This window comes from Microbacterium aurantiacum (assembly GCF_002872075.1).
Taxonomy (GTDB): Bacteria; Actinomycetota; Actinomycetes; order Actinomycetales; family Microbacteriaceae; genus Microbacterium; species Microbacterium aurantiacum_A.
Genome location: NZ_PGGU01000005.1, coordinates 423,636 through 447,681 on the forward strand (window position 1 = coordinate 423,636; position 24,046 = coordinate 447,681).

A 24,046-nucleotide genomic window follows, 5' to 3' on the forward strand; every position below is an offset into this window, starting at 1 on the left:
CACACTGGCGTGATGCACCCCGCGCTCTTCTATCTACCCGGTGACCGGCTCATGCAGCCGGAACTGAGCGCGGCACGGCTCGACGGCCACGTCGTCGAGATCGGCGAGGGTTACATCCCGGCGGATGTCGTCGAGGGGCCCGAGGCCAGGGCCGCGGGCCTCCGCTCGCTGATCCAGCCGGGGATGGCGGCGTCCGGCCCTTCCGCCGCCTGGATCCACGGTGCGGGAGACCGTCCGCCCGCACCCCATCACGCTCGCCGCGCCGTCGACCGGCGCCTGCGTGCCTCGGTGAGCGCCCGACTGGTCTTCCACGATTCGCCACTCGCAGCCGACGATGTCGTGCAGATCGGCGGGATGGCGGTGTCGGCGCCGTTGCGCACCATGATCGACCTCGCGCTCGGCATCCATCGCGAACCTGCGTTCGCCGCCTGGGCGACGGCACTCGCCGATGTCTCCCCCGCACTCGTCGTCGCCGCGGCGGAGGAGCTGCGGGCCCTCAACCGGGTACCGGGCACCCGCGCAGCCCTGAGCTGGCTGGCGCAGCAGGAGAGGGCGCCTACGACGTGGTGACGCGGTAGACGTCGTAGACCGCGTCGATGCGGCGGACCGCGTTGAGCACACGGTCGAGGTGCACCGCGTCGCCCATCTCGAAGACGAAGCGGCTGATCGCAAGACGCTCGTCCGTCGTCGAGACCGTCGCGGACAGGATGTTCACGTGATGCTCGCTCAGCACGCGCGTGACATCGGAGAGAAGACCCGATCGGTCCAGCGCCTCGACCTGGATGTGCACGCGGAACACGCTCTTCGTCGTCGGGGCCCAGGAGACCTCGACGAAGCGGTCCTGCTCGCCGCTGAGCGCCTTCACATTCACGCAGTCGGCGCGGTGCACCGATACACCGCTGCCACGGGTCACGAAGCCGACGATCGGGTCGCCGGGAACCGGGGTGCAGCACTTCGCGAGCTTCACCAGGATGTCGGCGGCCCCGCGGACGAGGATGCCCGAGTCGCCGGCGCGCGGCTCCCGAGTGGGGACGCTGCCCGGGAGATCGATCGCCCCAGTGGCGGTGTCGTTGTCGGCCACCAGCGCGGTGACCTTCTCGAGCACGGACTGGGTGGAGACGTGGCCCTCGCCGACAGCGGCGTACAGCGCCGAGACGTCTTCGTAGTGCAGCTGCTGGGCGACCTCCGCGAAGGAGTCCTGGCTCATCAGGCGCTGCAGAGGCAGGTTCTGCCGGCGCATCGCTCGGGCGATGGCCTCCTTGCCCTGCTCGATCGCCTCCTCGCGCCGTTCCTTGGTGAACCAGCCGCGGATCTTGTTGCGCGCCCTGGTGCTCTTGACGAAGCCCAGCCAGTCCTGGCTGGGGCCGGCATCCGGGTTCTTCGATGTGAAGACCTCGACGACGTCGCCGCTCTTCAGCTCGGACTCCAGCGGCACGAGGCGGCCGTTGACCTTCGCACCCATGGTGCGGTGACCGATCTCGGTGTGCACGGCATAGGCGAAGTCGACGGGACTCGCGTTCGCGGGCAGGCCGATGACGCGTCCCTTCGGCGTGAAGACGTAGACCTCTTTCGCGCCGATCTCGAAGCGCAGCGACTCGAGGAACTCACCGGGGTCAGCGGTCTCCGCCTGCCAGTCGGAGATGTGCGCCAGCCAGGCCATGTCCGCATCGGATGCGCGGACCTCGGTCTTGCCGCCGTTCATCCGCTCCTTGTACATCCAGTGCGCGGCGACGCCGTACTCGGCCTGGTGATGCATCTCGTTGGTGCGGATCTGGATCTCCACCGTCCGTCCCCCAGGGCCGATCACCGTCGTGTGCAGCGACTGGTAGAGATTGAACTTCGGCGTGGCGATGTAGTCCTTGAACCGCCCGGGAAGCGGGGTCCAGCGGGCGTGGATCGCACCGAGGACGGCGTAGCAGTCCCGCACGGAGCCGACCAGCACGCGGATGCCGATGAGGTCGTAGATGTCGTCGAACTCGCGGCCTCGCACGACCATCTTCTGGTACACCGAGTACAGCTGCTTCGGCCGGCCGACGACCTTGCCGCGGATGCGGAGGTCACGGAGATCCTCGTCGATCTCCTCGACGACCTTCTGGAGATACTGCTCGCGCTGCGGTGTGCGCTGCGCGATGAGACTGTGGATCTCGTTGTAGATCTTCGGATGCAGAACCGCGAAGGAGAGGTCCTCGAGTTCGGACTTGATGGCCTGGATACCGAGTCGATTCGCCAGGGGCGCGTAGATCTCGAGCGTCTCCTTGGCTTTCTTGGCCGCCTTCTCCGGGGGGACGAAGCCCCAGGTGCGCGCGTTGTGCAGCCGATCGGCGAGCTTGATCAGCAGCACCCTGATGTCCTTCGACATCGCTACGATCATCTTGCGCACCGTCTCGGCCTGGGCGCTCTCGCCGTACTTGACCTTGTCGAGCTTGGTGACGCCGTCGACGAGCATCGCGACCTCGTCGCCGAACTCGGCGGTGAGATCGGTGAGCGCGTAGCCGGTGTCCTCGACCGTGTCGTGCAGGAGGGCGGCGGCGACCGCGCGTGGACCGAGGCCCAGTTCGGCGAGGATCTGAGCCACGGCCAGCGGATGCGTGATGTACGGCTCGCCGCTCTGCCGCAGCTGGCCGCTGTGCTTCTCCTTGGCGACGGCGTACGCGCGTTCGATCACCGAGAAGTCACCGCGCGGGTGGTTCGCCCTGACGGTCCTGATCAGATTGTCGAGGTCGTTGACGCGGGAGGCGCGCGAGAAGATGCGGGGCACGAGTCGTCGCAGACTAGAGCCCTGCGCCGACGGGTTCGCCTCCGCCATCCATCACCTCCGGGTCAGACAATCTTACGCGCGCCTGCGGGGCCTCAGCCCCGCAGGCGAAAGCACTTCTAGGCGCCGACCGTGGCACGGCTCCGCGCGTCGAGGATCCGTGCGTCGCGCTCGGCGAGCTGCGGCTCCTTCTCACGGAACAGCGAGTACAGCGGGGCCGCGACGAACAGCGTCGAGTAGGTGGCGACGATGATGCCGACGAAGATCGACAGCGAGATGTCGGTGAGGGTCTCTGCTCCCAGCCAGAACGCGCCGATGAAGAGGATCGCGCCGACCGGGAGGGCGGCGACGACCGACGTGTTGATCGATCGGATCAGCGTCTGGTTGACGGCCAGGTTGACAGACTCGCCGAAAGTGCGGGAGCTGTTCTCACCGTCCTCCGTCGTGTTCTCGCGGATCTTGTCGAACACGACCGTGGTGTCGTACAGCGAGTACGCGAGGATCGTCAGGAATCCGATCACCGCGGCCGGCGAGATCTCGAAGCCCGCCAGCGCGTACACGCCGACCGTGATGACGAGCACGTCGAGCAGGCCGATGATGGCCGCAGCCGACATCTTCCAGGTGCGGAAGTAGATCGCGAGGATCAGGAAGGTCAGGGCGAGGAAGATCGCAAGACCCCAGAGCGACTGCCGGGTGACGTTCTCGCCCCAGGCGGGACCGATGAAGGATGAGGTGACGCTCTCGGCCTCCACCTTGTAGGCACCGGCGAGGGCGTTCGCGACCTGCTGCGTCTCCTCCGCGCTCATCTGGTCGGTCTGCACGCGGATGTCGGCGCCGCCGACGATGACGACCTTGGTGGTGGCCTCAGGCGACACGGAACGGACGGCATCGGTGGCCAGCTCCTGATCGGTGCTCTCCGGCGCGACGACGGTGAACTGCGATCCGCCGGTGAACTCGATCGAGAACTGGATCGGGCGGAACACCGGCACGAGGGCGGCGCCGGCGACGAGCACGATCGCGATGATGAACCACAGCCGCCGCCTGCCGACGAAGGGGAAGGAAGTCTTCCCCGAATACAGGTTGTTGCCGAACTCACTCATGGAAGCCATCAGGCGTCTCCCTCATTTCCGGAGCTCGAGGTTCTGTCGCCGGCGAGGGCATCGGCGCGTTTGCGTTCGGCGATCGTCTGCCGCCGCTCCGCCTCGCCACGGGAGCGGGCGTTCTTGGCAGCGCGGCCGGCGGCCGTGGTGGTCACCTCGCGGTACTGCGAGCGAGTGCGGTACACGGAGCCCAGCGCTTCCGGGTCGAGACCCGACAGGCGATGGCCGCCGCCGAAGAAACTGGTGCGTGCGAGCAGCTGCATCACCGGGTGGGTGAAGATCACGAAGATGAAGACGTCGATCAGGGTGGTGAGGCCGAGCGTGAACGCGAAGCCCTTCACCGTGGCGTCCGCCAGGATGTACAGCACGACGGCGGCGAGGATGTTGATCGACTTCGAGATGTAGATCGTGCGCTTGGCACGGCCCCATCCGTCTTCGACCGCCGACGTGATCGACTTGCCGTCGCGGAGCTCGTCACGGATGCGTTCGAAGTACACGATGAACGAGTCGGCCGTGAAGCCGATCGACACGATGAGGCCGGCGACACCGGCGAGCGAGAGCCGGAAGCCGAGTCGCCACGCGAGGATGCAGATGATCACGTAGGTGAGCACCGCCATCACGGCGATGGACGCGATGATCACCGTGCCGAGCGCCCGGTAGCTGATCAGCGAGTAGATCGCGACGAGTGCGAGCCCGATGAGGCCGGCGATCAGACCGATCTGCAGCTGCTGGGTGCCGAGCGTCGCCGAGATCGTGTCGGAGCTCTCCACCGTGAAGCTCAGGGGCAGGGCGCCGTACTTGAGCTGATCGGCGAGGGTTTTGGAGGTCTCCTGCGTGAAGCTGCCCGAGATGCTGGGGCGGCCGTCCTGGATGAGGCCGTTCATCCGCGGAGCGGAGATGACCGCGCCGTCGAGCACGAACGCGAACTGGTCACGCGGCGAGAGGCCGGCGATCCGGTTCTCGTTGAGACGCTGGCTGACCTTGCCGAATGCCTCGGTGCCCTTGCCGTCCATCGTCAGCTGCACGATCCAGGCGCCGGAGTCGGGTGCGCGTCCGCTGGTCGCGTCTTCGATGACGTCGCCGGTCAGTTCGACCGGGCCGAGGATGTACTTGAACTGGCCGGTGTCGTCGCAGGTGATGAGCGGCTGATCCTCCGGCGCGTTGGCCGGGTCCCCGGTCGGGTTGGCGCAGTCGTAGGCGAGGAACTCGGCGGTCAGCTTCGGCGTGGCCCATGCCAGATCGCTCGCGTCCGTGGGCTCCGGCGTCGGAACGGCGTTGAGCGACGGGTCGGGAGTCGGGTACGGCGTGCTGTTGCCGTCTTCGCCGACGAACTCGTTCGTGGCCTGGTTCGTGGCGATCACCGCCCGGAACTCGAGCTGGGCCGCGGCCTGGATGCGCTCACGGGTCTGCTCGTCCGCGACCCCGGGGATCTGGACGACGATGTTGCGTCCGCCCTCGGTGGTGATGTCGGCCTCGGCGACACCGGCGGCGTCGACGCGCTGCCGGATGATCGACGCGGCCTGATCCATCTGCTCCTGCGTGGGGGCCGAACCGTCTCCGGTGGCGGCTCCCAGGACGATCTGCGTGCCGCCCTGCAGGTCCAGCGCCAGTTCAGGTGTCCAGGAGCTCTTCTGGAACCCGTACACGCCGAGCGCGTTGACGCCGAAGAGGGCCGCCGTCACGAGAAGCAGGCCGAGGAGGACCCGCCAGGCGTGACGGACCGGAGAGGATGAAGCCACGTGAGTTCAGCTTTCTGAGTAGCCGGTTGTGCGATGCGGGAGCGGGCCGAGCGCGGCGCCGGGACTACTTCTTGTCGTCGGAGTCGTTGTCCAGGCGGGCGCGGGTCTCTTCGACCGTCTCGGCATCCGACGCCGTCGCGTCCTCGACGACGTCATCGCCGTCGACGTCTGCTTCTGCATCCTCGACGAGGGCGTCCTTGGGCTCGACGATCCGGAGGATGGCCTGGCTGTGCACCTCGATGACAGTGCCGGGAGCGATCTCCACCAGTGCGGGAGTGTCGAGGTCCTCGGGGTCGTACGCGACGATCGTGCCGAAGATGCCGCCCTGAAGGAGCACCTTCACGCCGGGAACGGTCTTGGTGGCCTTCTCCTCCTGCTCGGCCTTCATCTGCTTCGTGCGCTTGCGCGTGTTGAAGATCATGAAGACGAGGAGGACGGCAAGAAGGCCGAAGAGGAGGAATTCCATGGGCATGGAGAAGCGCCTTTCTCAGGTGCACGCGCCAGCCTTTGGGCGCACAAGGGGTATCGGGGGGAAGTCTTCAGCGATTATAGGTCATCGAGGCGCAGCGCCCCGTCCGGATGGGGCACGCCGAGGTGCGCGTACGCCTCCGGCATGGCGATCCGTCCCCGCGGCGTGCGTCCGAGGAATCCGATCCGGACGAGATACGGCTCGACGACGCTCTCGACCGTCTCGCCCTCCTCGCCGACCGCGACCGCGAGCGTGCTGAGTCCCACCGGTCCACCGCGGAAGCGGCGCACCAGAGCTTCCAGAACCGCCCGGTCGAGGCGGTCGAGGCCGATCGAGTCGACGTCGTAGAGCTCGAGAGCGGCCCGTACGTCGCCGAGCGAGGCCTCCGCGCCCTTGCCGTGCACGAGGGCGTAGTCGCGCACCCGGCGCAGCAGCCGATTGGCGATACGGGGCGTGCCGCGCGAGCGGCGGGCGATCTCTGACAGCGAATCCGAGGGCAGTTCCACGCCGAGCACCGCCGACGAACGGGCGATCACCCGTTCGAGCTCCGGCTCGTCGTAGAACTCGAGATGGCCGGTGAACCCGAAGCGGTCACGCAGCGGGTTCGGCAGCAGACCGGATCGGGTGGTCGCGCCGACCAGGGTGAACGGCGACAGTTCGAGCGGGATGCTGGTCGCACCCGCGCCCTTGCCGACCATGATGTCGATGCGGAAGTCCTCCATCGCGAGATAGAGCATCTCCTCGGCGGAACGCGCCATCCGGTGGATCTCGTCGATGAAGAGCACCTCGCCGGGGACGAGGCTCGACAGCAGCGCCGCGAGGTCTCCGGCGTGCTGGATCGCCGGTCCGCTGGAGAGTCGCAGCGGACGCTGGCTCTCGTGCGCGATGATCATCGCGAGCGTGGTCTTGCCGAGACCTGGAGGCCCGGCGAGCAGGATGTGATCGGCGGTGCGGCTCTGCATGCGCGCCGCCTCGAGCAGCAGTTCCAGCTGACCGCGCACCTTCTGCTGGCCGACGAACTCGCCGAGACTGGTCGGACGCAGGGCGCCTTCGATCGCCAGTTCGACCTCGTCGACCGGCTCCGCTGCTTCGCGGGCGTCAGCCACGCTTCTGACCCCCCTGTGCAGGCCCGAGCAGGGCGAGCGTGCGCCGGAGCAGCGCGGCGACGGAGCCGCGTTCAGCCTCCGTCGCATCCGCGACCGTCTGCGTCGCCGCTTCCGTCGCGACCTTCTCCGACCAGCCGAGTCCGACGAGCGCTGCCGCCACCTGGGTGGCGACGTCGGCCGGACCCACCGCGACCGGCTTCGAGGCGGTGCCGATCGACCGCACCTTGCCCGCGAGCTGCAGGACGATGAGCTTGGCCGTCTTCGGCCCGATGCCGGAGACGCGGCGGAATGGCGCGTCGTCTTCGGCGGTGACCGCCTCGGCGATCTGATCGACCGTCAGATGCGAGAGCACACCGAGCGCGGACTTCGGCCCGACGCCGGTGACGCCGATGAGCAGTCCGAAGACCTCCAGTTCGCTCCGATCGGCGAACCCGAAGAGCGACAGGGCGTCCTCGCGGACGATGAGGCTCGTGTGCAGGAGCAGGCGCTCCCCGATGTTCGCGGTGTGCGCGACATCGCCGGGCACCGCCACGGCGAATCCGACGCCGCCGACATCGAGGACGACCTGATCGGGTGTCGTGTGCAGGACGACACCGTGCAGCGAGGAGATCATTGCTTCAGCCTATGGCGTGGATCGTAGATATGTTCGAGCGACACGCTCCGCGTCGGCCCAGGCGCGCTGGGCGGGAGTGAGCACGCCCTGCTCCGAACCCGCGCTGCTCCCCCGCCGCCACGCATGGCACAGGGCGATCGCGAGGGCGTCCGCGGCGTCAGGCGGCTGCGGCGGGGCGTCGAGGCGCAGGATGCGGGCGATCATCGCCTGCACCTGGCGCTTGTCGGCGGAACCGTAGCCGGTCACAGCAGCCTTGACCTCGCTGGGCGTGTGCGTCGCCGCGGGAAGCCCCGCCTCGGCGGCCAGGAGGAGCGCCACTCCGCTCGCCTGGGCTGTGCCCATCACCGTGTGGGTGTTCTGCTGGGCGAAGACACGTTCCACGGCCACCGCATCCGGCTCATGCGCCGCGATGACCTCGCGGATCCCCGCTGCGATGATCGCGAGACGCTCACCGATCGGCGCGTCCGGTGATGATCGGATCACGCCGACATGCACCAGCGTGCCCCGCCGTGTCCGGTCGACGTCGACGACGCCGACACCGCACCGGGTGAGGCCGGGGTCGATGCCGAGCACGCGCAGCGAGGAGGAGGTCACTCCCCCAGGCTATGCGCGGTGAAGGAGATCGAGCGCAGCCACGCTGGGTCCCTGAACCCGTCGAAGGCTACTCGTCGTTCTCGAGCTCGGCCTGCACCTCGGCGGTCAGATCGAAGTTGCTGAACACGTTCTGCACGTCGTCGCTGTCTTCGAGCGCGTCGATCAGCCGGAAGATCTTGCGCGCGGTGTCGGCGTCGACCTCGACCTTGAGGTTCGGCACGAACTCGACGTCGGCCGACTCGTACTCGATGCCCGCTTCCTGCAGCGCGGTGCGGACGGCGACCAGGTCGGACGCCTCGGTGATGACCGCGAAGCCGTCGCCGTGCGGCTCGACCTCTTCGGCGCCCGCCTCGAGGACCGCCATCATCAGGTCATCCTCGGTGGTGTTCTCCGAGCCGACCACGATGACGCCCTTGCGCGTGAAGTTGTACGCCACGCTGCCCGGGTCGGCGAGGTTGCCGCCGTTGCGGCTGAGTGCGGTGCGCACCTCGGCTGCTGCACGGTTCTTGTTGTCGGTCAGACACTCGATCATGAGGGCGACGCCGTTGGGTCCGTAGCCTTCGTACATGATCGACAGGTACTCGACGGACTCGCCGCCGATGCCGGCGCCGCGCTTGACCGCGCGGTCGATGTTGTCCTTCGGGACGGAGGTCTTCTTCGCCTTGAGGATGGCGTCGAACAGCGTCGGGTTGCCCTGAAGGTCGGCTCCGCCGAGCTTCGCCGCGACCTCGATGTTCTTGATGAGCTTCGCCCACGACTTCGCACGGCGCGAGTCGATGATCGCCTTCTTGTGCTTGGTCGTCGCCCACTTGGAATGCCCGGACATAGTTCTCCGCTCGTCGTCCCGCCCCGCCTGTAACGCAGGGCGTCGACCATTCTATAGAACGGCCGCCTCTCGCACCGGAAGTCCTTGTCCGGCGAGGGGCGGAGTGGAAGACTTCGCGCATGGACGATCGGGAGCGTGCTCTCGACGCCGCTCACCGGCATGCAGCGGAGTTCCTTCGGACTCTGGATGACCGGCCGGTGTGGCCGCGCGCGAGCCTGGACGACATGATGGCGACGTTCGGCGGTGATCTCGCCGACGAGGGCGCCGATCCTGCATCCGTCATCGACGAGATGGCACGCGGAGCGGACCCGGGACTCGTGGCCATCCCCGGCGGGCGGTTCTTCGGGTTCGTGATCGGCGCCACCCAGCCGGCCGCCCTCGCCGCGGACTGGCTCGTGTCCGCCTGGGACCAGAACTCCGGTTCGTCGACGCTGACCCCGACGACGGTCGCGATGGAGCGGGTCGCCGGGCAGTGGATGCTCGACCTGCTCGGGCTCCCCGCATCAGCGAGCGTCGGCTTCGTCACCGGCGGGCAGCTCGCGAACTTCACCTGCCTCGCCACCGCCCGCAATGCCGTGCTGAGGCGTGCGGGATGGGATCTCGCCGAACGCGGGCTGCGAAACGCGCCCCCGGTGACGTTCGTCGTCGGGGCGGATCGGCACGGCTCGATCGATCGCGCCGCCCGATTCCTCGGGATCGGACGCTCCGAGACCACGATCGTCGACTCCGATGAGCAGGGAAGAATGCGGGCGGATGCGCTGGAGGCAGCGCTCGCAGGAGTCGATGGCCCTCTGATCGTCTGCCTCCAGGCCGGAGAAGTGCACACCGGCGCATTCGACGACTTCCGCGCCCTCATACCGCTCGCGCGGCGCCACGGAGCCTGGGTGCACGTGGACGGCGCCTTCGGACTGTGGGCTGCGGCGTCCGACTCGCTTCGCCGCCTGACACGCGGGATGGAGGAGGCGGATTCCTGGGCCACGGATGCCCACAAGACACTCAACGTCCCCTACGACTGCGGCATGGCGATCGTCCGCGACCCGGCCGATTCGATCGCGGCCTTCCGCACCGGCGGCGATTACCTCATCTACTCGGGTCTCGACCCCTGGGACGTCACACCGGAGCTGTCACGTCGCGCACGAGGAGTGCCGGCCTGGGCGGCATTGCGCTCCCTCGGACGCGTCGGAGTCGCCCGGCTCATCGACCGACTGCACTCGAACGCCGTCCGGATGGCTGCGGGTCTCGCGTCCGTCGACGGCATCGAGATCATCAACGACGTCGACTACACCCAGGTGATGTTCTGCCTGGCCTCCGATGCCGCCACCCGGGCTCTGGGGGACGCCATCCTCGCCGAGGGGACGGCGGCGGTGACCGGCGCCGAGTGGCGCGGGCGGGCGACGCTCCGCTGCTCCATGTCGTCCTGGGCGACGACGGACGACGACATCGACCGCACGATCGCGGCATTCCGGAAACTCGTCGAAGGCTGAGACGACCAGACGGATCAGCTGCGGGATGCGACCCGATCCAGGAAGCGCTCGTGGAAACGCGACTCCCCAGTGATCTCGGGATGGAAGCTGAGTCCGAGCAGGTTTCCTTGCTCCACGGCGACGACACGTCCGTCCGGCAGCGCAGCGAGCACCTCGGCTCCGGGGCCCACCGCCTCGACGACGGGACCGCGGATGAAGGCGACCTTCACCGGAGCGGCACCGATCGCCGGCACATCGAGATCCGCCTCGAACGACTCGACCTGTCGCCCGAACGCGTTCCGGCGCACGGTGACGTCGAGCCCCCCGAAGGATTCCTGACCGTCGATCGCGTCCACGAGCCGGTCCGCGAGCATGATGAGCCCGGCGCAGGTGCCCAGCATCGGCATCCCCGCAGCGATCGCGGCTCGGATCGGCTCCTGCATTCCGAACATCCGGGAGAGCTTGTCGATGACGCTCGACTCCCCGCCGGGGATGACCAGCCCGTCGACGGCCGCTAGCTCCTCGGGCCGGCGGACGAGGCGCACCTCGGCGCCGAGTCCGGTGAGCAGGGCGGCGTGCTCGCGCACGTCGCCCTGCAGCGCCAGAACTCCGACCAGAGGGGCTTTCGGGTTACCAGCCACGCTCGGACAGGCGGTGCGGTGCCGGAAGGTCGGTCACGTTGATGCCGACCATCGCCTCGCCGAGTCCGCGGGAGACCTCGGCGACGATCTTGGCGTCGTCGAAGAACGTGGTCGCCTTGACGATCGCCTTCGCACGCTCGGCCGGGTTGCCCGACTTGAAGATGCCCGAGCCGACGAACACGCCGTCGGCTCCCAGCTGCATCATCATCGCCGCGTCCGCCGGGGTGGCGACGCCGCCCGCGACGAAGAGCACGACGGGAAGCTGTCCGGTCTCGGCGATCTCGGCGACGAGGTCGTACGGCGCCTGCAGCTCCTTCGCTGCGACGAACAGCTCGTCCTTGGTCATCGAGCGGAGCACGTTGATCTCGCTCTTGATCTTGCGGATGTGCTTGGTGGCCTCGGAGACGTCGCCGGTGCCGGCCTCGCCCTTGGAGCGGATCATCGCCGCGCCCTCGTTGATGCGGCGCAGGGCCTCGCCGAGGTTGGTGGCGCCGCAGACGAACGGCACGGTGAAGCCGAACTTGTCGATGTGGTTGACGTAGTCGGCGGGCGACAGCACCTCGGACTCGTCGATGTAGTCGACGCCGAGCTCCTGCAGCACCTGCGCCTCGACGAAGTGGCCGATGCGGGCCTTGGCCATCACCGGGATCGAGACGGCATCGATGATGCTGTCGATCATGTCGGGGTCGCTCATGCGGGAGACGCCGCCCTGGGCACGGATGTCGGCGGGCACACGCTCGAGAGCCATGACGGCGACGGCGCCGGCATCCTCGGCGATCTTGGCCTGATCGGCGGTGACGACGTCCATGATGACGCCGCCCTTGAGCATCTCGGCGAGGCCGCGCTTCACGCGTGCGGATCCGGTGGTCGGAGCAGTGTCAGTCATTGCGGTCCTCTCGGGTGAACCAATGAAGTGGTTTGATCTATGTCAAAAGATAGCACCGCTTCGGACAATCTAGACTCGGGATGACGAGGGGTGACATGGACCACGAGATCACGGGCTCGACCGCGGCCGACATCGCCGCCAGCGTGCGCGGACTGAGGGAACGCGGTGCGCTGCGTCCGGGCAGTCCGCTGCCGCCGGTCCGCGAGCTCGCGGCGACACTCGGAGTGAACCGCAACACCGCCGTCGCCGCATACCGGCAGCTGGCCCAGGCGGGGCTCGTGATCTCCCGCGGGCGCGCCGGCACGGTGATCGCCGGCGTCGATACCGTCGCCCAGGAGGGCTACGCCGCCGACACCGTGCTGCGCGATGTCGGCACCGGCAACCCGGATGCCCGGCTCATCCCCGATCCCTCCCCCGCCCTGGCAACGGTCGCCGGACGCCCCGTGCTCTACGGCGAGCCCGTCATCGACAGTGCGCTCGAGACCTGGGCACGGAACTGGGTGGCGTCCGACCTCGGCGAGGCCGACTTCCGGATCACCATCACCAGTGGTGCGGTGGATGCGGTCGAACGCCTTCTCGCCCAGGCGCTGATGCGCGACGACGCCGTGGCGCTCGAGGATCCCTGCTTCCTCGCGAGCATCCACACCGTGCGCCTCGGCGGCTACCGCGCGGTCGCGGTCCCCGTGGATGACGAGGGGATGACCGTCGACGGACTGCGGAACGCGCTGGATGCCGGCATCCGTGCGGTGATCTGCACCCCGCGAGCCCAGAACCCGACGGGCGCCAGCCTGTCCGCACAGCGCGCCGCCGACCTGCGGGCAGTGCTCGCGGATCACCCCTACGTGCTCATCATCGAGGACGACCACTTCTCGATGCTGTCCCAGCGCCCCTACGAGTCCCTGATCGGCCCAGGTCATCGCCGGTACGCACTCGTGCGGTCGGTGTCGAAATTCCTCGGCCCCGACATGTGCCTCGCGGTCGCCGGGACAGACCCCGAGACGGCCGAGCGGCTGGCGATGCGACTGAGCCCGGGCACGACCTGGGTGAGTCACCTGCTGCAGCGGCTCACCCTGGCACAGGTCACGGATGCCGACGTCACCGCGCGCATCGCCACCGCCGGCCGCCACTACGCCGAACGCAACGAGGCCTTCGCCGAACGGTTGCGTGCGCTCGGCCTCCGCGTCCCTTCCATGGACGGCCTGAGCCTCTGGGTCGAGCTTCCGCAGCCGGCGAGGCTCGTGTCGGAGCGCCTCATGCGCCGCGGCTGGCTGGTGCGCACCGGCGACGACTTCGCCCTCGACGACCGCGCAGAACCGTCACGCCACATCCGGCTGACCGTGCATGACCTGTCCGACGACGACGCGGAGACGCTCGTGGCCGACCTGGCGGCGGCGATCCGCTGACCGGAGCAGACGCCATCTGGTGGCAGGATCGAGGGATGAAGATCCTCTCCATCCAGTCGGCCGTCGCCTACGGCCACGTCGGCAATTCGGCCGCTGTGTTCCCGCTGCAGCGCATCGGCGTGGAAGTACTGCCCGTATACACGGTGAACTTCTCGAACCACACCGGCTACGGCGCCTGGCGCGGCCCGCTGATCGCACCGGACGACGTCCGCGAGGTCATCACCGGCATCGAGGAGCGCGGGGTCTTCGGACAGATCGATGCCGTGCTCTCCGGGTACCAGGGCGGCGAGGGCATCGGCGACGTGATCATCGACGCCGTCGCGCGCGTCAAGGCCGCGAACCCGGATGCCGTGTACGCGTGCGATCCGGTGATGGGCAATGCGAAGTCCGGATGCTTCGTCGCCCCGGCCATCCCTGTGCTGCTGCGGGAGCGGGTCGTTCCCGTCGCCGACATCATCACGCCGAACCAGTTCGAGCTCGGCTTCCTCACCGAGACCGACCCGGACACGCTCGAATCCACCCTCGCCTCCGCCGACCTCGCGCGGGCGATGGGGCCGCGCACGGTCCTCGTCACGAGCGTCGAGCGCCCCGATCGCGAAGAGGGCACGATCGAGATGCTCGCCGTCGACGATCACGGCGCGTGGATCGTGCAGACGCCGCATCTGCCGATGAAGGCGAACGGGTCAGGCGACGTCACAGCAGCGCTGTTCACGGCGCACTACGTGCAGACCGGCAGCGCGCAGACGGCGCTCGAGCGCACGGCATCCAGCGTCTACGACCTGCTGAAGGCGACGCTCGAGTCGGGCGAGCGGGAGCTGCAGCTCGTCGAGGCGCAGGAGTTCTACGCGAACCCGCGCCTCCAGTTCACCGCCCGTCAGGTGCGCTGACGTTGCTTCGGCCAGGCCGCGGCCACCGCGTGCCGCACGTCGCCGAGCAGCTGGGGCAGTGCCTTGGTCTTCGCGATGATCGGGAAGAAGTTCGCGTCCGACGTCCATCGCGGCACCACGTGCTGGTGCAGGTGCGCGTCGACACCGGCTCCGGCGACCGCACCCTGGTTCATGCCGAGGTTGAATCCGTCGCAGCGCGACACCTGGGCGAGCACCCGCATCGCGGTCTGCGTCAGCGCGCCGATCTCGGCGACCTCTTCCGGCGTCGCCTGGTCGTACGTCGCGACATGCCGGTACGGGCAGACGAGCAGATGACCCGAGTTGTACGGGAACAGGTTCAGCAGCACGTAGGCCGTCTGGCCGCGGGCGACGATGAGACGGTCGATGTCGTCGTGCTTCGGCGCCTCGCAGAACGGGCACTCCTCGCGCAGCGGCTCCGGACCCGCCTGGATGTACGCCATCCGGTGCGGGGTCCACAGCCGCTGGAACTCATCCGGCACACCCGCGAGGTGTGCGGAATCCTCCAGCGACTGCTGCTCCGGTGCGTCGGTCACGCCAGATCTCCTGCTGTCTGCACGAGCGTGTGCGCATCGATGGCGGCACGGATGCGGTTCACGGCATCCGCGATCGGCACGCCGTTCTCCTGGGTGCCGTCGCGGTAGCGGAACGAGACGGTGCCGGCATTCCGGTCCTGCTCCCCCGCGATCAGCAGCAGCGGGACCTTGCCCGTGGTGTGCGTGCGGATCTTCTTCTGCATCCGGTCGTCGGAGACGTCGAGCTCCGCGCGAACGCCGTGGGATCGCAGGGTGGTGATGACGTCACCGAGGTAGTCGGCGTAGTCGTCGGCGATCGGGATGCCGACCACCTGCAGGGGTGAGAGCCACACCGGGAAGTCGCCGGCATAGTGCTCGAGCAGGATGGCGAAGAAACGCTCGATCGATCCGAACAGCGCACGGTGGATCATGATCGGACGCTTCTTGTGACCGTCCTTGTCCATGAACTCGAGGTCGAAGCGCTCCGGCAGGTTCGGATCGACCTGAACCGTCGAGAGCTGCCACACGCGGCCGATGGCGTCGCGCGTCTTGAGATCGATCTTGGGGCCGTAGAAGGCGGCCTCGCCGGGGACCTCGGTGAGTTTCAGACCGGATGCCACGGCGACGCGTCGCAGAGCATCCGTCGACGACTCCCAGAACTCGTCCGAGCCGATCCACTTCGACTTCTCGTCGTCCTTCATCGAGAGCTCCAGCTCGAAGTCGGTCAGGCCGAAGTCGCGGAGCATCGACAGGATGAACTCGAGGACCTTGGCGACCTCGCCCTCCAGCTGATCCGGGGTGACGAAGAGGTGCGAGTCGTCCTGAGTGAAGCCGCGCACGCGGGTGAGGCCGTGCAGGGCGCCGGAGAGCTCGTTGCGGTAGACAGTGCCGTTCTCCGCGAAGCGCAGGGGCAGGTCGCGGTAGCTGCGCGCACGCTCCTTGTAGATCAGGATGTGCATCGGGCAGTTCATGGGCTTCAGGTAGTAGTCCTGGCCCTGCTTGGTGATCTCGCCGTTCTCGTCGCGCTCCTCGTCCATGACGATCGGGGGGAACATGCCCTCCTTGTAGGTGATGAGGTGGTTCGAGGTGAGGAAGAGGTCTTCCTTCGAGATGTGCGGCGTGTACACGTAGGTGTAGCCGCCCTCGATGTGGCGCTTGCGGGCGTGCTGCTCCATCTCGCCGCGGATCATGCCGCCGCGCGGGTGCCAGACGCTGAGGCCCGAGCCGATCTCCTCCGGGAAGGAGAACAGGTCGAGCTCTTTGCCCAGGCGTCGGTGGTCGCGCTTCGCGGCTTCCTCCAGGCGGTGCTGGTACTCGCGCAGTTCGTCCTTCGACGGCCACGCGGTGCCGTAGATGCGCTGCAGCTGCGGGTTCTTCTCGCTGCCGCGCCAGTAGGCGGCGGCGATGCGGGTGAGGTCCCAGCCGTTGCCGATCATGCGGGTGCTGGGCAGGTGCGGACCGCGGCAGAGGTCCTTCCAGACCACCTCGCCGTCGCGCGTCGTGTTGTCGTAGATGGTGAGTTCGCCCGCGCCGACCTCGACGGATGCACCCTCCGCCGCTTCCTTGCCGCCCTTGAGCCCGATCAGCTCGAGCTTGAACGGCTCGTCGGCGAGTTCGGCACGCGCCTCGTCGTCGGTGACGACACGACGGACGAAGCGCTGGCCCTCACGGACGATGCGCTGCATCTCCTTGGTGATGGCCTTGAGGTCTTCGGGCGTGAACGGCTGCTCGACGCCGAAGTCGTAGTAGAAGCCGTCGGTGATCGGCGGGCCGATGCCGAGGTTCGCCTGCGGGTGGATCCGCTGCACCGCCTGCGCGAGCACATGCGCCGCTGAGTGGCGGAGGATGTTCAGGCCGTCGGGGCTGTCGATCGTGACCGGCTCGACCTCGTCGGTGTCGGTCACGGTCGTGGCGAGATCCTTGAGATCGCCGTTGACGCGCATCGCGACGACGTTTCGGTCAGTGAACAGGGCGAAGCCGTCATTCGGCCGGGCGTTTTCAGGCACAGAAACTCTCCATCTGGGTCGCTACCCAGGTTACTCGCATGACCACGCCGTCCAGACCGTCGCGCATGCGCTTCCGAGGCATGCGGGAGAGGTCAGCGCTGAATCAGATCCCCCGAACCCGAGATCTTCTTCGTGACATGTGGGTCGCCGCTGTACGCGATCTCGCCGCTGCCGTCGATCACGGCATCCAGAGTGCCGGAGACCTGCATGTCGGCCATGGCCGAACCTTGAAGGACGATCTTGGCATCGGCGCTCTCGAGGTCGGGAGCGTCGTAGTCACCGGAACCACGCAGCTCGATGTCCTGGTCCGACGCGCTCCCGTCGATGCTGACGCCGCCGGAACCGTCCAGACGCATGGTCAGATCAGCGGTGACGGCATCGGCGACCGTGATCGAGCCGGATCCGTCGACGGTGAGATCAAGGGTCTGGGCGTCGATCCCCGACGCATCGATGCTCCCCGATCCCTTCACGACGATGGTGGGATCGACGGCTCCCGTGAAGTCGGCCTCCGCATCACCGGAGCCGAGTACCGTCAGCGAGGTGAGCGACGTCACCGTGAGGTCGTAGCGGATCTCGCCGGCGTACGAGAGCGGCTCGCGCTCGGTCGCGAGCCGGAGAACCCCGGCGTCGACATCCGCAGTCAGAAGATCGATGACTTTCTCCCCCGCCGTGATCGTCAGAGAGGGAGCTTCGCCGAGCGTGACTCGCAGGCTGCCGCCCGTTTCGAGCTCAACGGAGTCGACGTCCGTGATCGTGCGCTGCTGGGTGGTCTTCGGTCCCGCGTCGAGCGAGGCGCAACCGCTCAGCGCCGCACCGGCGAGGAGGAAGACTGCGGACAGGGCGAGAAGTCGTGGTCGCATGGCTTCAGCCTATTTTCGAGGCAGGGCCCACGACAGCTACCGCGGTGGTGATGTGCACCCGTACCCGGGTATGAGCTCCCCCGCGGCCGGGTGGGCGTCATTCTGAGGAGTACACGAACTCGTGCGAGGCATCCACGATCCGCCGCACGCTGACCGCCGCCGCGTAGGCGTAGGCACGCGAATAGGCGGGAGCACCGGCTGGAGCCGCGAGCCGATCTAGCTCCTGAACGGAGCGGTCGAGCGCATCTCCGGCGGCGGCGAGCCGTTCACCGACCGCCTCGTCTCCGGCGGGGGCGGCGACCACGTCTGCGCTCGCTCGCGCCGCCTCGGCAAGGGAGTGCGCGATCGCGCGGTCCGCTGCCGGGCCTTCATCCCGCGCACGAACGAGCATGTCGGCAAGGTCGATCGTCGCTCGCGTCGTGCGTTCCAGCGCGAGAAGCCGGCGCGCGTTCAGCTGTCTGTCGGCGCTTCGCCCGCGGCTTCTCGGGTTCGCCCTACTGCTCTCCTCGGCGACGCGTACCTCGTCCTTCGTCTGCGCCAGCAGCGAGGCCAACCGATCTGCAGAGTCGCGGAATGCCTCGCCGTCGATCTCGCCGTTCTCGAGCGCCCCGGCGACGTCGCGCAGCACGTCGGATACGGCGTTCCTCAGGGCAGTGAGTTGATCTGACGCTCTGCCGAGGAACAGTGGCGGGATGACGATGAGGTTCATCAGAATGCCGATGACCACGCCGAACGCCGTCGTCATCAGATACGACAGCGAGAATTCATCCGCATCCCGGCCGCCGAGAAGGAGCACGAACAGGCCCGCGATCGCGACCCAATCGCGCCCTGCTCCCAGCCGGCGGATTCCCCCGAGGACGATGCCGATGGCGATGACCGCCGCGATCCCCACGACCGCCGGCACTCCCACGCGGACCAGTGACAGTGCCCCCAGTCCCAACAGGATGCCGATTCCGAGACCGGCGAGGGATTGCGCGCCGGCGCGGGCAGAGCCGACCACCGTCGGGTGCATGCTGATGAGCACACCGAGCGGCGCGTAGTAGGAGTACTCGCTGGCGGCGAATGGCACGTACGGTGCAAGCAACCAGGCGATGGATGCAGCGATCGCAGCCTTCGCCGCGAGGATCAACCGCTCGCCTCGGACCGCCTCAGGCGTCCCGGCCGTGATGGCGCGCATCGCGTGTTCCGACGCCGGGTTCCTTGTTGTGCGTCGAAATGTCTGGGATCGACGCTTCGTCGTCCGGGTCGACGCGCACGACGTCGGCAGCACCCGAGTCCGCCCCGGCACCGCCGGCGGGCACGGCTTCGGTCGGCGACTCGCCCTCGACGACGTCCTCTTCCTCGGGCAGCAACGGCTGCGCCGCATCCGACGTCGTCGGCGGATGCGACATCCTGTTCCCGTCCTTGTTCATCACGGATTCCGGCGGGTCGACGTGGACGGCGCGTGCATCGCGGACGCCATCGCCAGGCTGATCGCCAGGATCCCGGCGACGAAGACCGGCGCCTGCATGGTCGGCAGCTCGTGAGCGATGCCCAGAAGCACCATGCCTCCGATGAACAGCACCAGGAAAAGTATGTAGTTGAAGATCATGATCTCCTCCTCAGGTCGTCAGAGCGTCGAGGGCTCACGGCAGGTCCTCGACATCGATGGATTCGTCCTCATCACGGCCATCAGCGGCGGGCTCGGACGGATCCTCGTGGATCGGGTCGTCGCTCTCCTGCCGCGGAACGGTGTCCCGCGGGATGATGGGGCGCTGATCCTCTGGGGTCGCGTGCGGGTCCGACATGTTCGTCCTCTCTCACGATGCTCTGGGAGCACTCTCCACCAGGAGACGAGAAAGCGCGGGCCCCTTGACATCGGGGCCGAGATACGCGAACCCGCGGCCCGAGGGCGCAACGAAAAACCCCCGACCGGAGCCGGGGGTTTCGAGGTGGTGCGCGATACTGGGATCGAACCAGTGACCTCTTCCGTGTCAGGGAAGCGCGCTACCGCTGCGCCAATCGCGCCCGTTCGGGCTATTCATTTGTGAGGTGGCGACGGGATTCGAACCCGTGTAAACGGCTTTGCAGGCCGGTGCCTAGCCGCTCGGCCACGCCACCGTGTGTGGATTGACCCCACGTGCTTCGAGCTTCCAAGAGAAACTCACTGCACTCGAGCGGATGACGAGATTCGAACTCGCGACCCTCACCTTGGCAAGGTGATGCGCTACCACTGCGCTACATCCGCATTTGTTCCCGGTCGACCCGGGCACTCATGAAACATTAGCCGAAGATCGCCACAAGGCCAAACCGAACGCGGATCTCGCGCGTGTCTCCCAGAGTGGTCAGCGGCACGACTTCGAGTCGGGTAATATCGGTTCTCGTACCCCGCAGGTCTGGGCGATTGGCGCAGTTGGTAGCGCGCTTCCTTCACACGGAAGAGGTCATCGGTTCGAGTCCGGTATCGCCCACCGCAGAACCCCCGAGATCATCGAAATCGGGGGTTCTTTCCATTGCTGCGCGAGGTGTCACCACCCCGGCGTACCATCTGCCTGGTGGTGACCGATGGCCGACTTCCCGGACCCTGCTTCGTTTGTTCCAACCAGACCGGGGCACGCATCGGCGACGTCTGGGTGTGTGCGACATGCGGCTGGCGATACGGCGACGTGCCCGACTACGACCTCCCCCTCCCGGTCATCGAGGTCGTGTACTACATCCGGTACGACCGCAGGGTGAAGATCGGAACGAGCCGGCGTCCGCGTCAGCGCCTGGCGAGCATCCGGCACGAGGAGCTGCTCGCCTTCGAACGCGGCGGACGCCGTGTCGAACAGCAGCGACATCGGGAGTTCGCCGGCATTCGAGAGGGAGGCGAGTGGTTCACGCTCACCGAGGAGCTGCGCGCACACATCGCCACACTTCGCGCGAGCGGCGACCCCTGGTCGCTCTACGCGCGCTGGTTCAGCGAGACACTCCGGTCATGATCCATTCCCACGTACTCCCCCGGCTGACATAGTCGAGACATGTTCGAGGGGTTCGAGACGAGCGAGGTCGATACCGGAGACGCACGGATCGTCGTCCGCCATTGCGCCGGGAACGGGCCCCCGATCATGCTGCTGCACGGTCATCCGCGCACCTCGGCGACCTGGCATCGGGTGGCGCCGATGCTGAGAGACAAGGGATACGCCGTGATCTGTCCCGATCTCCGCGGGTACGGTCGCTCGACCGGACCGCTTCCGTCGCCCGATCATTCGGCCCATTCCAAGCGTGCCGTCGCTTCCGACATGCTCGCCGTCGCACGCCACCTCGGATACGTCCGGCTTCACGTCGCAGGCCATGATCGCGGAAGCTATGTCGCTCTCCGTCTCGCGCTCGATCACCCTGAGGCCGCGGAGCGGCTCATCCTCATGGACTGTCTGCCGCTCAGTGAACACGTCCACCGCACGGACGCTCGGTTCGCGACCGCGTGGTGGCATTGGTTCTTCTTCGCCCAACCGGACATCCCCGAACGAGTGATCAATGCAGATCCTGCCGCCTGGTATCTCCCGAAGGCTGACCCCCGGACGATGGGGGAAGAGAATCACGCCGAGCTCACGCGCGCGATCGAGGATCCCGCCGTGGTCCGCGCGATGCTCGAGGACTATCGAGCAGGGCTCACGATCGACCTCGCGCACGAGGAAGCGGATCGTGCGGCGGGCCGCAGGCTGCACATGCCCACGCTGATCCTCTGGTCGGCGCGCGATGACCTCGAGCAGTTGCATGGTGATCCGCTGAAGATCTGGCGGGGCTGGGCAGACCGCGTCTCCGGCTTCAGCATCGACAGCGGACATCACATCGCCGAGGAAGCACCCGTCGAACTCGCTCGAGCTCTCATGGACTTCATCTCCGCGTAGGAGAGCCCGCGTCCCGACCGCCGACAGATGGAACTCCCCGGGACCCAGGGGTCCCGGGGAGGTCGATCGTCAGGCCGTCGCGACCCGAACGCGTGAACCCGCCGGCTGAGGCTGTGAGAACAGTACGACGACGATGACGGCCGCGCCGACGACGACGTGCGGCAGCCAGACGTTCGGCGCCTCGGTGGAGAAGCCGAACAGCCACGGAGACAGCGCGAGGAACAGGCTCGCGGCGACGTCGAAGACGAGGTGCACCGGCATCGGGATGAAGCCGAACGGTCCCCACTCGTACTTAGTGAACAGGCTGTAGACGATGAGTCCGACGCCCAGGACGATCGGGATGACGACGGCCGCTCCGCCGACGGACGCGAAGCCGAACACCCAGGGAGCCGCGATGAGGGCGACGCCGACGATGTAATCGAGAATGCCGTGGACCTTGGTCGGGATGAAACGCATGACTCCTCCTTCGGATGCGGCCGCGGAAAGCGGCTCACAGAAGGTTCGTCGCACAGAGCGAATCGGATTGGATCACCCGGGTCGACGCAAGCTCAGGCGATGAAAGCGATGTGCGGGATGCCCGACGTCGGGTCGACGGCGACCCTCGCGTCCACTCCGTAGACGTCGTGGATCAGTTCGACGGTGAGGACGTCGGCGGGCGCTCCGGCCGCCACGATCCTGCCTCCGTCGAGCACGAGCAGCGCATCGCAGAACATCGCCGCCAGGTTCAGATCGTGCATGGCGATCACCGTCGTCACGGGAAGGCTCGTCACCAGCCTGAGCAGTTCGAGCTGGTGGCGGATGTCGAGGTGGTTCGTCGGCTCATCGAGCAGGAGCTCGTGCGGCTCCTGGGCGAGCGCCCTGGCGATGTGCGCCCGTTGCCGCTCTCCCCCGGACAAGGAGTGCCACAGACGTTCCTCCCGGCCCTGCAGGCCGACCTGATGCAGGGCCTGCCGGATCACCTCGTCGTCGCGCGGGGAACCGGCACCGAACGCGCCGCGGTAGGGCGTGCGTCCGAGCCGGACCACGTCGTAGACGGTGATGTCGGCATCGGTGTCCGCGTGCTGGGTCACGGCAGCGACTTTCGTCGCGATGTCCCGGCGACGGACCGTCTTGAGGTCGTGGCCGTCGAGCGTGATGAGTCCCCGGTCGGGGCGGGCGAACCCGTGGAGCAGCCGCAGCAGCGAGGACTTCCCCGAGCCGTTGGGTCCGAGCAGTCCGACGGTCTGCCCCTGCACGGGGTGCAGGGTGACGCCGTCGACGACCAGCGCATCGCCGCGCTTCCACGAGACATCCGTCGCGTGCAGGGTCATGAGCGCGCCCGCTTCCGCACGAGAAGCAGCACGAAGATCGGCACCCCGACGATCGCCGTTCCGACGCCGACCGGGAGCGGCGATGGTGCGAAGACGACGCGCGAGCCGGCATCCACCCAGACCATGAAGATCGCGCCGAGCACCGCCGTCGCCGGGATGATCCGGGAGTGACGCTGCCCGAAGAGCAACCGCGCCGCATGGGGCAGCACGAGGCCGACGAAGCCGATGGCGCCGGCGACGCTGACCAGGGCGGCCGTCAGCAGCGCGGTCAGCACGAGCAGGACGACGCGGGTGCGAGTGACGTGGATCCCCAGCGAGGCCGCGACATCCTCGCCGAACGCGAAGGCATCCAGCGAGCGGGTGTACCCGAGCGCCACGACGGCCCCGATGAGGGACACGGATGCGGTCAGGAGAACGTCATCCCACCGCATCCCCTCCAGCGAACCGAGCAGCCAGAACATGATGCCCCTCGTCTCGTCGGAATCCGCCACGGCGAAGATGACCAGAGAGGTGAGGGCCGAGAAGAGCTGCGTGCCGGCGACGCCCGCGAGCACGATGGCGGTGTCTCCTCCGCTCGAGAACCGGCCGAGCAGGAGCACGAAGCCGAATGCGACCAGTGCGCCCACGAACGCGCCGCCGGGGAGGCCGAGCGCACTCCCGCCCAGACCGAGCACGCCCACGACGACGGCGCCGGTCGACGCTCCGGACGAGACGCCGAGGATGAACGGGTCCGCGAGCGGGTTGCGCAGGAGCGACTGGAGGATCACGCCGCAGACACCGAGCCCGATCCCGCATGCCGCGGCGACCAAGGCCCGTGGGAGGCGCTCCTGCCAGACGATCGCGTCCTCGGAGGCGCGCACCGGGATGTCAGTGAGGCCGAGATGATTCGAGACGATGTCGCGGACGTTCACGAGCGACACGTCAGCCGACCCGAGCGTGACGGCGACGCCGAGGGACACCACGAAGATCGCGATGCCGGACATCAC

General features: G+C 67.8%; 26 protein-coding genes and 4 tRNA genes. 7 read left to right on the forward strand and 23 right to left on the reverse strand.

Annotation, left to right across the window (positions count from 1 at the left end):
- The first annotated feature begins 12 nt into the window (after window positions 1-12).
- Window positions 13-570, forward strand: a complete 558-nt coding sequence (locus tag CUR96_RS05045; RefSeq protein WP_146008122.1) for a type IV toxin-antitoxin system AbiEi family antitoxin — start codon at window positions 13-15, stop codon at window positions 568-570.
- Here CUR96_RS05045 and CUR96_RS05050 read toward each other — a convergent pair.
- The 8 genes from CUR96_RS05050 to CUR96_RS05085 form a co-directional block, all read right to left on the reverse strand.
- Window positions 557-2,806 carry a RelA/SpoT family protein gene (locus tag CUR96_RS05050; protein WP_102192170.1) on the reverse strand — a complete coding sequence of 750 codons (2,250 nt, stop codon included), beginning with the start codon at window positions 2,804-2,806 and terminating at the stop codon, window positions 557-559. The genes CUR96_RS05045 and CUR96_RS05050 overlap by 14 nt on opposite strands.
- Window positions 2,807-2,874: 68 nt before the next feature.
- On the reverse strand, window positions 2,875-3,864 hold the full coding sequence (gene secF, locus CUR96_RS05055; protein ID WP_102192171.1) for a protein translocase subunit SecF: 990 nt from the start codon (window positions 3,862-3,864) through the stop codon (window positions 2,875-2,877).
- Complete coding sequence (gene secD / locus CUR96_RS05060; protein WP_102192172.1) at window positions 3,864-5,594, reverse strand: protein translocase subunit SecD; 1,731 nt, start codon at window positions 5,592-5,594, stop codon at window positions 3,864-3,866. Before secD ends, secF begins: the two co-directional genes overlap by 1 nt.
- A gap of 64 nt (window positions 5,595-5,658) precedes the next feature.
- Window positions 5,659-6,066, reverse strand: a complete 408-nt coding sequence (locus CUR96_RS05065) for a preprotein translocase subunit YajC (RefSeq protein WP_348639563.1) — start codon at window positions 6,064-6,066, stop codon at window positions 5,659-5,661.
- Window positions 6,067-6,140: 74 nt separating this feature from the next.
- Window positions 6,141-7,169, reverse strand: a complete 1,029-nt coding sequence (gene ruvB / locus CUR96_RS05070) for a Holliday junction branch migration DNA helicase RuvB (protein ID WP_102192174.1) — start codon at window positions 7,167-7,169, stop codon at window positions 6,141-6,143.
- The gene (gene ruvA, locus CUR96_RS05075) at window positions 7,162-7,782 is read right to left on the reverse strand and encodes a Holliday junction branch migration protein RuvA (protein WP_102192175.1); all 621 of its coding nucleotides are present in this window, start codon (window positions 7,780-7,782) and stop codon (window positions 7,162-7,164) included. The genes ruvB and ruvA overlap by 8 nt, the downstream gene beginning before the upstream one ends.
- Before the next feature lie 9 nt (window positions 7,783-7,791).
- On the reverse strand, window positions 7,792-8,376 hold the full coding sequence (gene ruvC / locus CUR96_RS05080; RefSeq protein WP_102192176.1) for a crossover junction endodeoxyribonuclease RuvC: 585 nt from the start codon (window positions 8,374-8,376) through the stop codon (window positions 7,792-7,794).
- Window positions 8,377-8,443: 67 nt separating this feature from the next.
- Entirely contained in the window at window positions 8,444-9,202 is a 759-nt protein-coding gene (locus tag CUR96_RS05085; RefSeq protein ID WP_102192177.1) for a YebC/PmpR family DNA-binding transcriptional regulator, read from the reverse strand.
- A gap of 119 nt (window positions 9,203-9,321) precedes the next feature.
- Between CUR96_RS05085 and CUR96_RS05090 the strand changes: the two genes are divergently transcribed.
- Window positions 9,322-10,686, forward strand: a complete 1,365-nt coding sequence (locus CUR96_RS05090; protein ID WP_102192178.1) for a pyridoxal phosphate-dependent decarboxylase family protein — start codon at window positions 9,322-9,324, stop codon at window positions 10,684-10,686.
- Window positions 10,687-10,700: 14 nt separating this feature from the next.
- Here the strand turns inward: CUR96_RS05090 and pdxT are convergent, their stop codons facing one another.
- Window positions 10,701-11,306, reverse strand: coding sequence for a pyridoxal 5'-phosphate synthase glutaminase subunit PdxT (pdxT, locus tag CUR96_RS05095; protein ID WP_102192179.1), 606 nt, complete (start codon window positions 11,304-11,306; stop codon window positions 10,701-10,703).
- Entirely contained in the window at window positions 11,296-12,192 is an 897-nt protein-coding gene (gene pdxS, locus CUR96_RS05100; RefSeq protein WP_102192180.1) for a pyridoxal 5'-phosphate synthase lyase subunit PdxS, read from the reverse strand. The genes pdxT and pdxS overlap by 11 nt, the downstream gene beginning before the upstream one ends.
- A 95-nt stretch (window positions 12,193-12,287) precedes the next feature.
- Here pdxS and CUR96_RS05105 point away from each other — a divergent pair, with 95 nt between their 5' ends.
- Together CUR96_RS05105 and pdxY are read left to right on the forward strand one after the other, a co-directional pair.
- Window positions 12,288-13,595 (forward strand): aminotransferase class I/II-fold pyridoxal phosphate-dependent enzyme, encoded by a 1,308-nt coding sequence (locus tag CUR96_RS05105; RefSeq protein WP_102192181.1) that lies wholly within the window; start codon window positions 12,288-12,290, stop codon window positions 13,593-13,595.
- A 35-nt stretch (window positions 13,596-13,630) separates the two neighbouring features.
- A complete protein-coding gene (gene pdxY, locus CUR96_RS05110; protein WP_102192182.1) occupies window positions 13,631-14,482 on the forward strand; it encodes a pyridoxal kinase PdxY in 852 nt (283 codons plus the stop codon).
- On the opposite strand, the gene CUR96_RS05115 is transcribed toward pdxY, so the two are convergent.
- The 10 genes from CUR96_RS05115 to CUR96_RS05155 form a co-directional block, all read right to left on the reverse strand.
- Window positions 14,470-15,036: an HIT family protein gene (locus CUR96_RS05115; protein ID WP_102192183.1), complete on the reverse strand. Its 567-nt coding sequence runs from the start codon at window positions 15,034-15,036 to the stop codon at window positions 14,470-14,472. The two genes, pdxY and CUR96_RS05115, sit on opposite strands and share 13 nt — an antisense overlap.
- A complete protein-coding gene (thrS, locus tag CUR96_RS05120) occupies window positions 15,033-16,958 on the reverse strand; it encodes a threonine--tRNA ligase (RefSeq protein WP_219721961.1) in 1,926 nt (641 codons plus the stop codon). The genes CUR96_RS05115 and thrS overlap by 4 nt, the downstream gene beginning before the upstream one ends.
- A 155-nt stretch (window positions 16,959-17,113) precedes the next feature.
- Window positions 17,114-17,881, reverse strand: coding sequence for a GIN domain-containing protein (locus tag CUR96_RS05125; protein WP_102192185.1), 768 nt, complete (start codon window positions 17,879-17,881; stop codon window positions 17,114-17,116).
- 97 nt (window positions 17,882-17,978) lie between these two features.
- A complete protein-coding gene (locus tag CUR96_RS05130; protein WP_102192186.1) occupies window positions 17,979-19,058 on the reverse strand; it encodes an FUSC family protein in 1,080 nt (359 codons plus the stop codon).
- Entirely contained in the window at window positions 19,030-19,293 is a 264-nt protein-coding gene (locus CUR96_RS05135) for a hypothetical protein (protein ID WP_102192187.1), read from the reverse strand. The genes CUR96_RS05130 and CUR96_RS05135 overlap by 29 nt, the downstream gene beginning before the upstream one ends.
- Window positions 19,293-19,472 carry a hypothetical protein gene (locus CUR96_RS05140; protein ID WP_102192188.1) on the reverse strand — a complete coding sequence of 60 codons (180 nt, stop codon included), beginning with the start codon at window positions 19,470-19,472 and terminating at the stop codon, window positions 19,293-19,295. Before CUR96_RS05140 ends, CUR96_RS05135 begins: the two co-directional genes overlap by 1 nt.
- 34 nt (window positions 19,473-19,506) lie before the next feature.
- Window positions 19,507-19,668 carry a hypothetical protein gene (locus CUR96_RS18560; protein WP_180968940.1) on the reverse strand — a complete coding sequence of 54 codons (162 nt, stop codon included), beginning with the start codon at window positions 19,666-19,668 and terminating at the stop codon, window positions 19,507-19,509.
- 145 nt (window positions 19,669-19,813) lie between these two features.
- Window positions 19,814-19,888: transfer RNA gene (locus CUR96_RS05145), tRNA-Val, on the reverse strand.
- 22 nt (window positions 19,889-19,910) lie between these two features.
- Window positions 19,911-19,981, reverse strand: a tRNA-Cys gene (locus CUR96_RS05150).
- A gap of 55 nt (window positions 19,982-20,036) precedes the next feature.
- A tRNA-Gly gene (locus CUR96_RS05155) sits at window positions 20,037-20,108 on the reverse strand.
- A 150-nt stretch (window positions 20,109-20,258) separates the two neighbouring features.
- Here CUR96_RS05155 and CUR96_RS05160 point away from each other — a divergent pair.
- The 3 genes from CUR96_RS05160 (at window position 20,259) to CUR96_RS05170 (ending at window position 21,750) form a co-directional block, all read left to right on the forward strand.
- Window positions 20,259-20,331, forward strand: a tRNA-Val gene (locus CUR96_RS05160).
- A gap of 195 nt (window positions 20,332-20,526) precedes the next feature.
- Window positions 20,527-20,841: a GIY-YIG nuclease family protein gene (locus CUR96_RS05165; RefSeq protein WP_245861085.1), complete on the forward strand. Its 315-nt coding sequence runs from the start codon at window positions 20,527-20,529 to the stop codon at window positions 20,839-20,841.
- Window positions 20,842-20,880: 39 nt separating this feature from the next.
- Complete coding sequence (locus tag CUR96_RS05170) at window positions 20,881-21,750, forward strand: alpha/beta fold hydrolase (protein WP_102192190.1); 870 nt, start codon at window positions 20,881-20,883, stop codon at window positions 21,748-21,750.
- A gap of 69 nt (window positions 21,751-21,819) precedes the next feature.
- Here CUR96_RS05170 and CUR96_RS05175 read toward each other — a convergent pair whose 3' ends face one another.
- The 3 genes from CUR96_RS05175 to CUR96_RS05185 all read right to left on the reverse strand — a co-directional run bounded on the left by CUR96_RS05175 (window position 21,820) and on the right by CUR96_RS05185 (window position 24,043).
- The gene (locus CUR96_RS05175) at window positions 21,820-22,206 is read right to left on the reverse strand and encodes an SPW repeat domain-containing protein (RefSeq protein WP_102192191.1); all 387 of its coding nucleotides are present in this window, start codon (window positions 22,204-22,206) and stop codon (window positions 21,820-21,822) included.
- 92 nt (window positions 22,207-22,298) lie between these two features.
- A complete protein-coding gene (locus CUR96_RS05180) occupies window positions 22,299-23,060 on the reverse strand; it encodes an ABC transporter ATP-binding protein (RefSeq protein ID WP_102192192.1) in 762 nt (253 codons plus the stop codon).
- A complete protein-coding gene (locus CUR96_RS05185) occupies window positions 23,057-24,043 on the reverse strand; it encodes a FecCD family ABC transporter permease (RefSeq protein WP_245861090.1) in 987 nt (328 codons plus the stop codon). The genes CUR96_RS05180 and CUR96_RS05185 overlap by 4 nt, the downstream gene beginning before the upstream one ends.
- Between the last annotated feature and the right edge of the window lie 3 nt (window positions 24,044-24,046).

Coding starts and splice junctions, on each gene's coding strand:
- CUR96_RS05050 (WP_102192170.1), bottom strand. CDS start 2,806: ATGGCGGAGGCGAACCCGTCGGCGCAGGGCTCTAGTCTGCGACGACTC.
- CUR96_RS05130 (WP_102192186.1), bottom strand. CDS start 19,058: ATGCGCGCCATCACGGCCGGGACGCCTGAGGCGGTCCGAGGCGAGCGG.
- CUR96_RS05175 (WP_102192191.1), bottom strand. CDS start 22,206: ATGCGTTTCATCCCGACCAAGGTCCACGGCATTCTCGATTACATCGTC.
- CUR96_RS05085 (WP_102192177.1), bottom strand. CDS start 9,202: ATGTCCGGGCATTCCAAGTGGGCGACGACCAAGCACAAGAAGGCGATC.
- secF (WP_102192171.1), bottom strand. CDS start 3,864: ATGGCTTCCATGAGTGAGTTCGGCAACAACCTGTATTCGGGGAAGACT.
- CUR96_RS05135 (WP_102192187.1), bottom strand. CDS start 19,293: ATGAACAAGGACGGGAACAGGATGTCGCATCCGCCGACGACGTCGGAT.
- pdxS (WP_102192180.1), bottom strand. CDS start 12,192: ATGACTGACACTGCTCCGACCACCGGATCCGCACGCGTGAAGCGCGGC.
- CUR96_RS05170 (WP_102192190.1), top strand. CDS start 20,881: ATGTTCGAGGGGTTCGAGACGAGCGAGGTCGATACCGGAGACGCACGG.
- CUR96_RS05045 (WP_146008122.1), top strand. CDS start 13: ATGCACCCCGCGCTCTTCTATCTACCCGGTGACCGGCTCATGCAGCCG.
- pdxY (WP_102192182.1), top strand. CDS start 13,631: ATGAAGATCCTCTCCATCCAGTCGGCCGTCGCCTACGGCCACGTCGGC.
- thrS (WP_219721961.1), bottom strand. CDS start 16,958: ATGCGCGTCAACGGCGATCTCAAGGATCTCGCCACGACCGTGACCGAC.
- CUR96_RS18560 (WP_180968940.1), bottom strand. CDS start 19,668: ATGTCGGACCCGCACGCGACCCCAGAGGATCAGCGCCCCATCATCCCG.
- ruvA (WP_102192175.1), bottom strand. CDS start 7,782: ATGATCTCCTCGCTGCACGGTGTCGTCCTGCACACGACACCCGATCAG.
- CUR96_RS05105 (WP_102192181.1), top strand. CDS start 12,288: ATGGACCACGAGATCACGGGCTCGACCGCGGCCGACATCGCCGCCAGC.
- CUR96_RS05065 (WP_348639563.1), bottom strand. CDS start 6,066: ATGCCCATGGAATTCCTCCTCTTCGGCCTTCTTGCCGTCCTCCTCGTC.
- CUR96_RS05125 (WP_102192185.1), bottom strand. CDS start 17,881: ATGCGACCACGACTTCTCGCCCTGTCCGCAGTCTTCCTCCTCGCCGGT.
- CUR96_RS05185 (WP_245861090.1), bottom strand. CDS start 24,043: ATGTCCGGCATCGCGATCTTCGTGGTGTCCCTCGGCGTCGCCGTCACG.
- CUR96_RS05090 (WP_102192178.1), top strand. CDS start 9,322: ATGGACGATCGGGAGCGTGCTCTCGACGCCGCTCACCGGCATGCAGCG.
- CUR96_RS05180 (WP_102192192.1), bottom strand. CDS start 23,060: ATGACCCTGCACGCGACGGATGTCTCGTGGAAGCGCGGCGATGCGCTG.
- CUR96_RS05140 (WP_102192188.1), bottom strand. CDS start 19,472: ATGATCTTCAACTACATACTTTTCCTGGTGCTGTTCATCGGAGGCATG.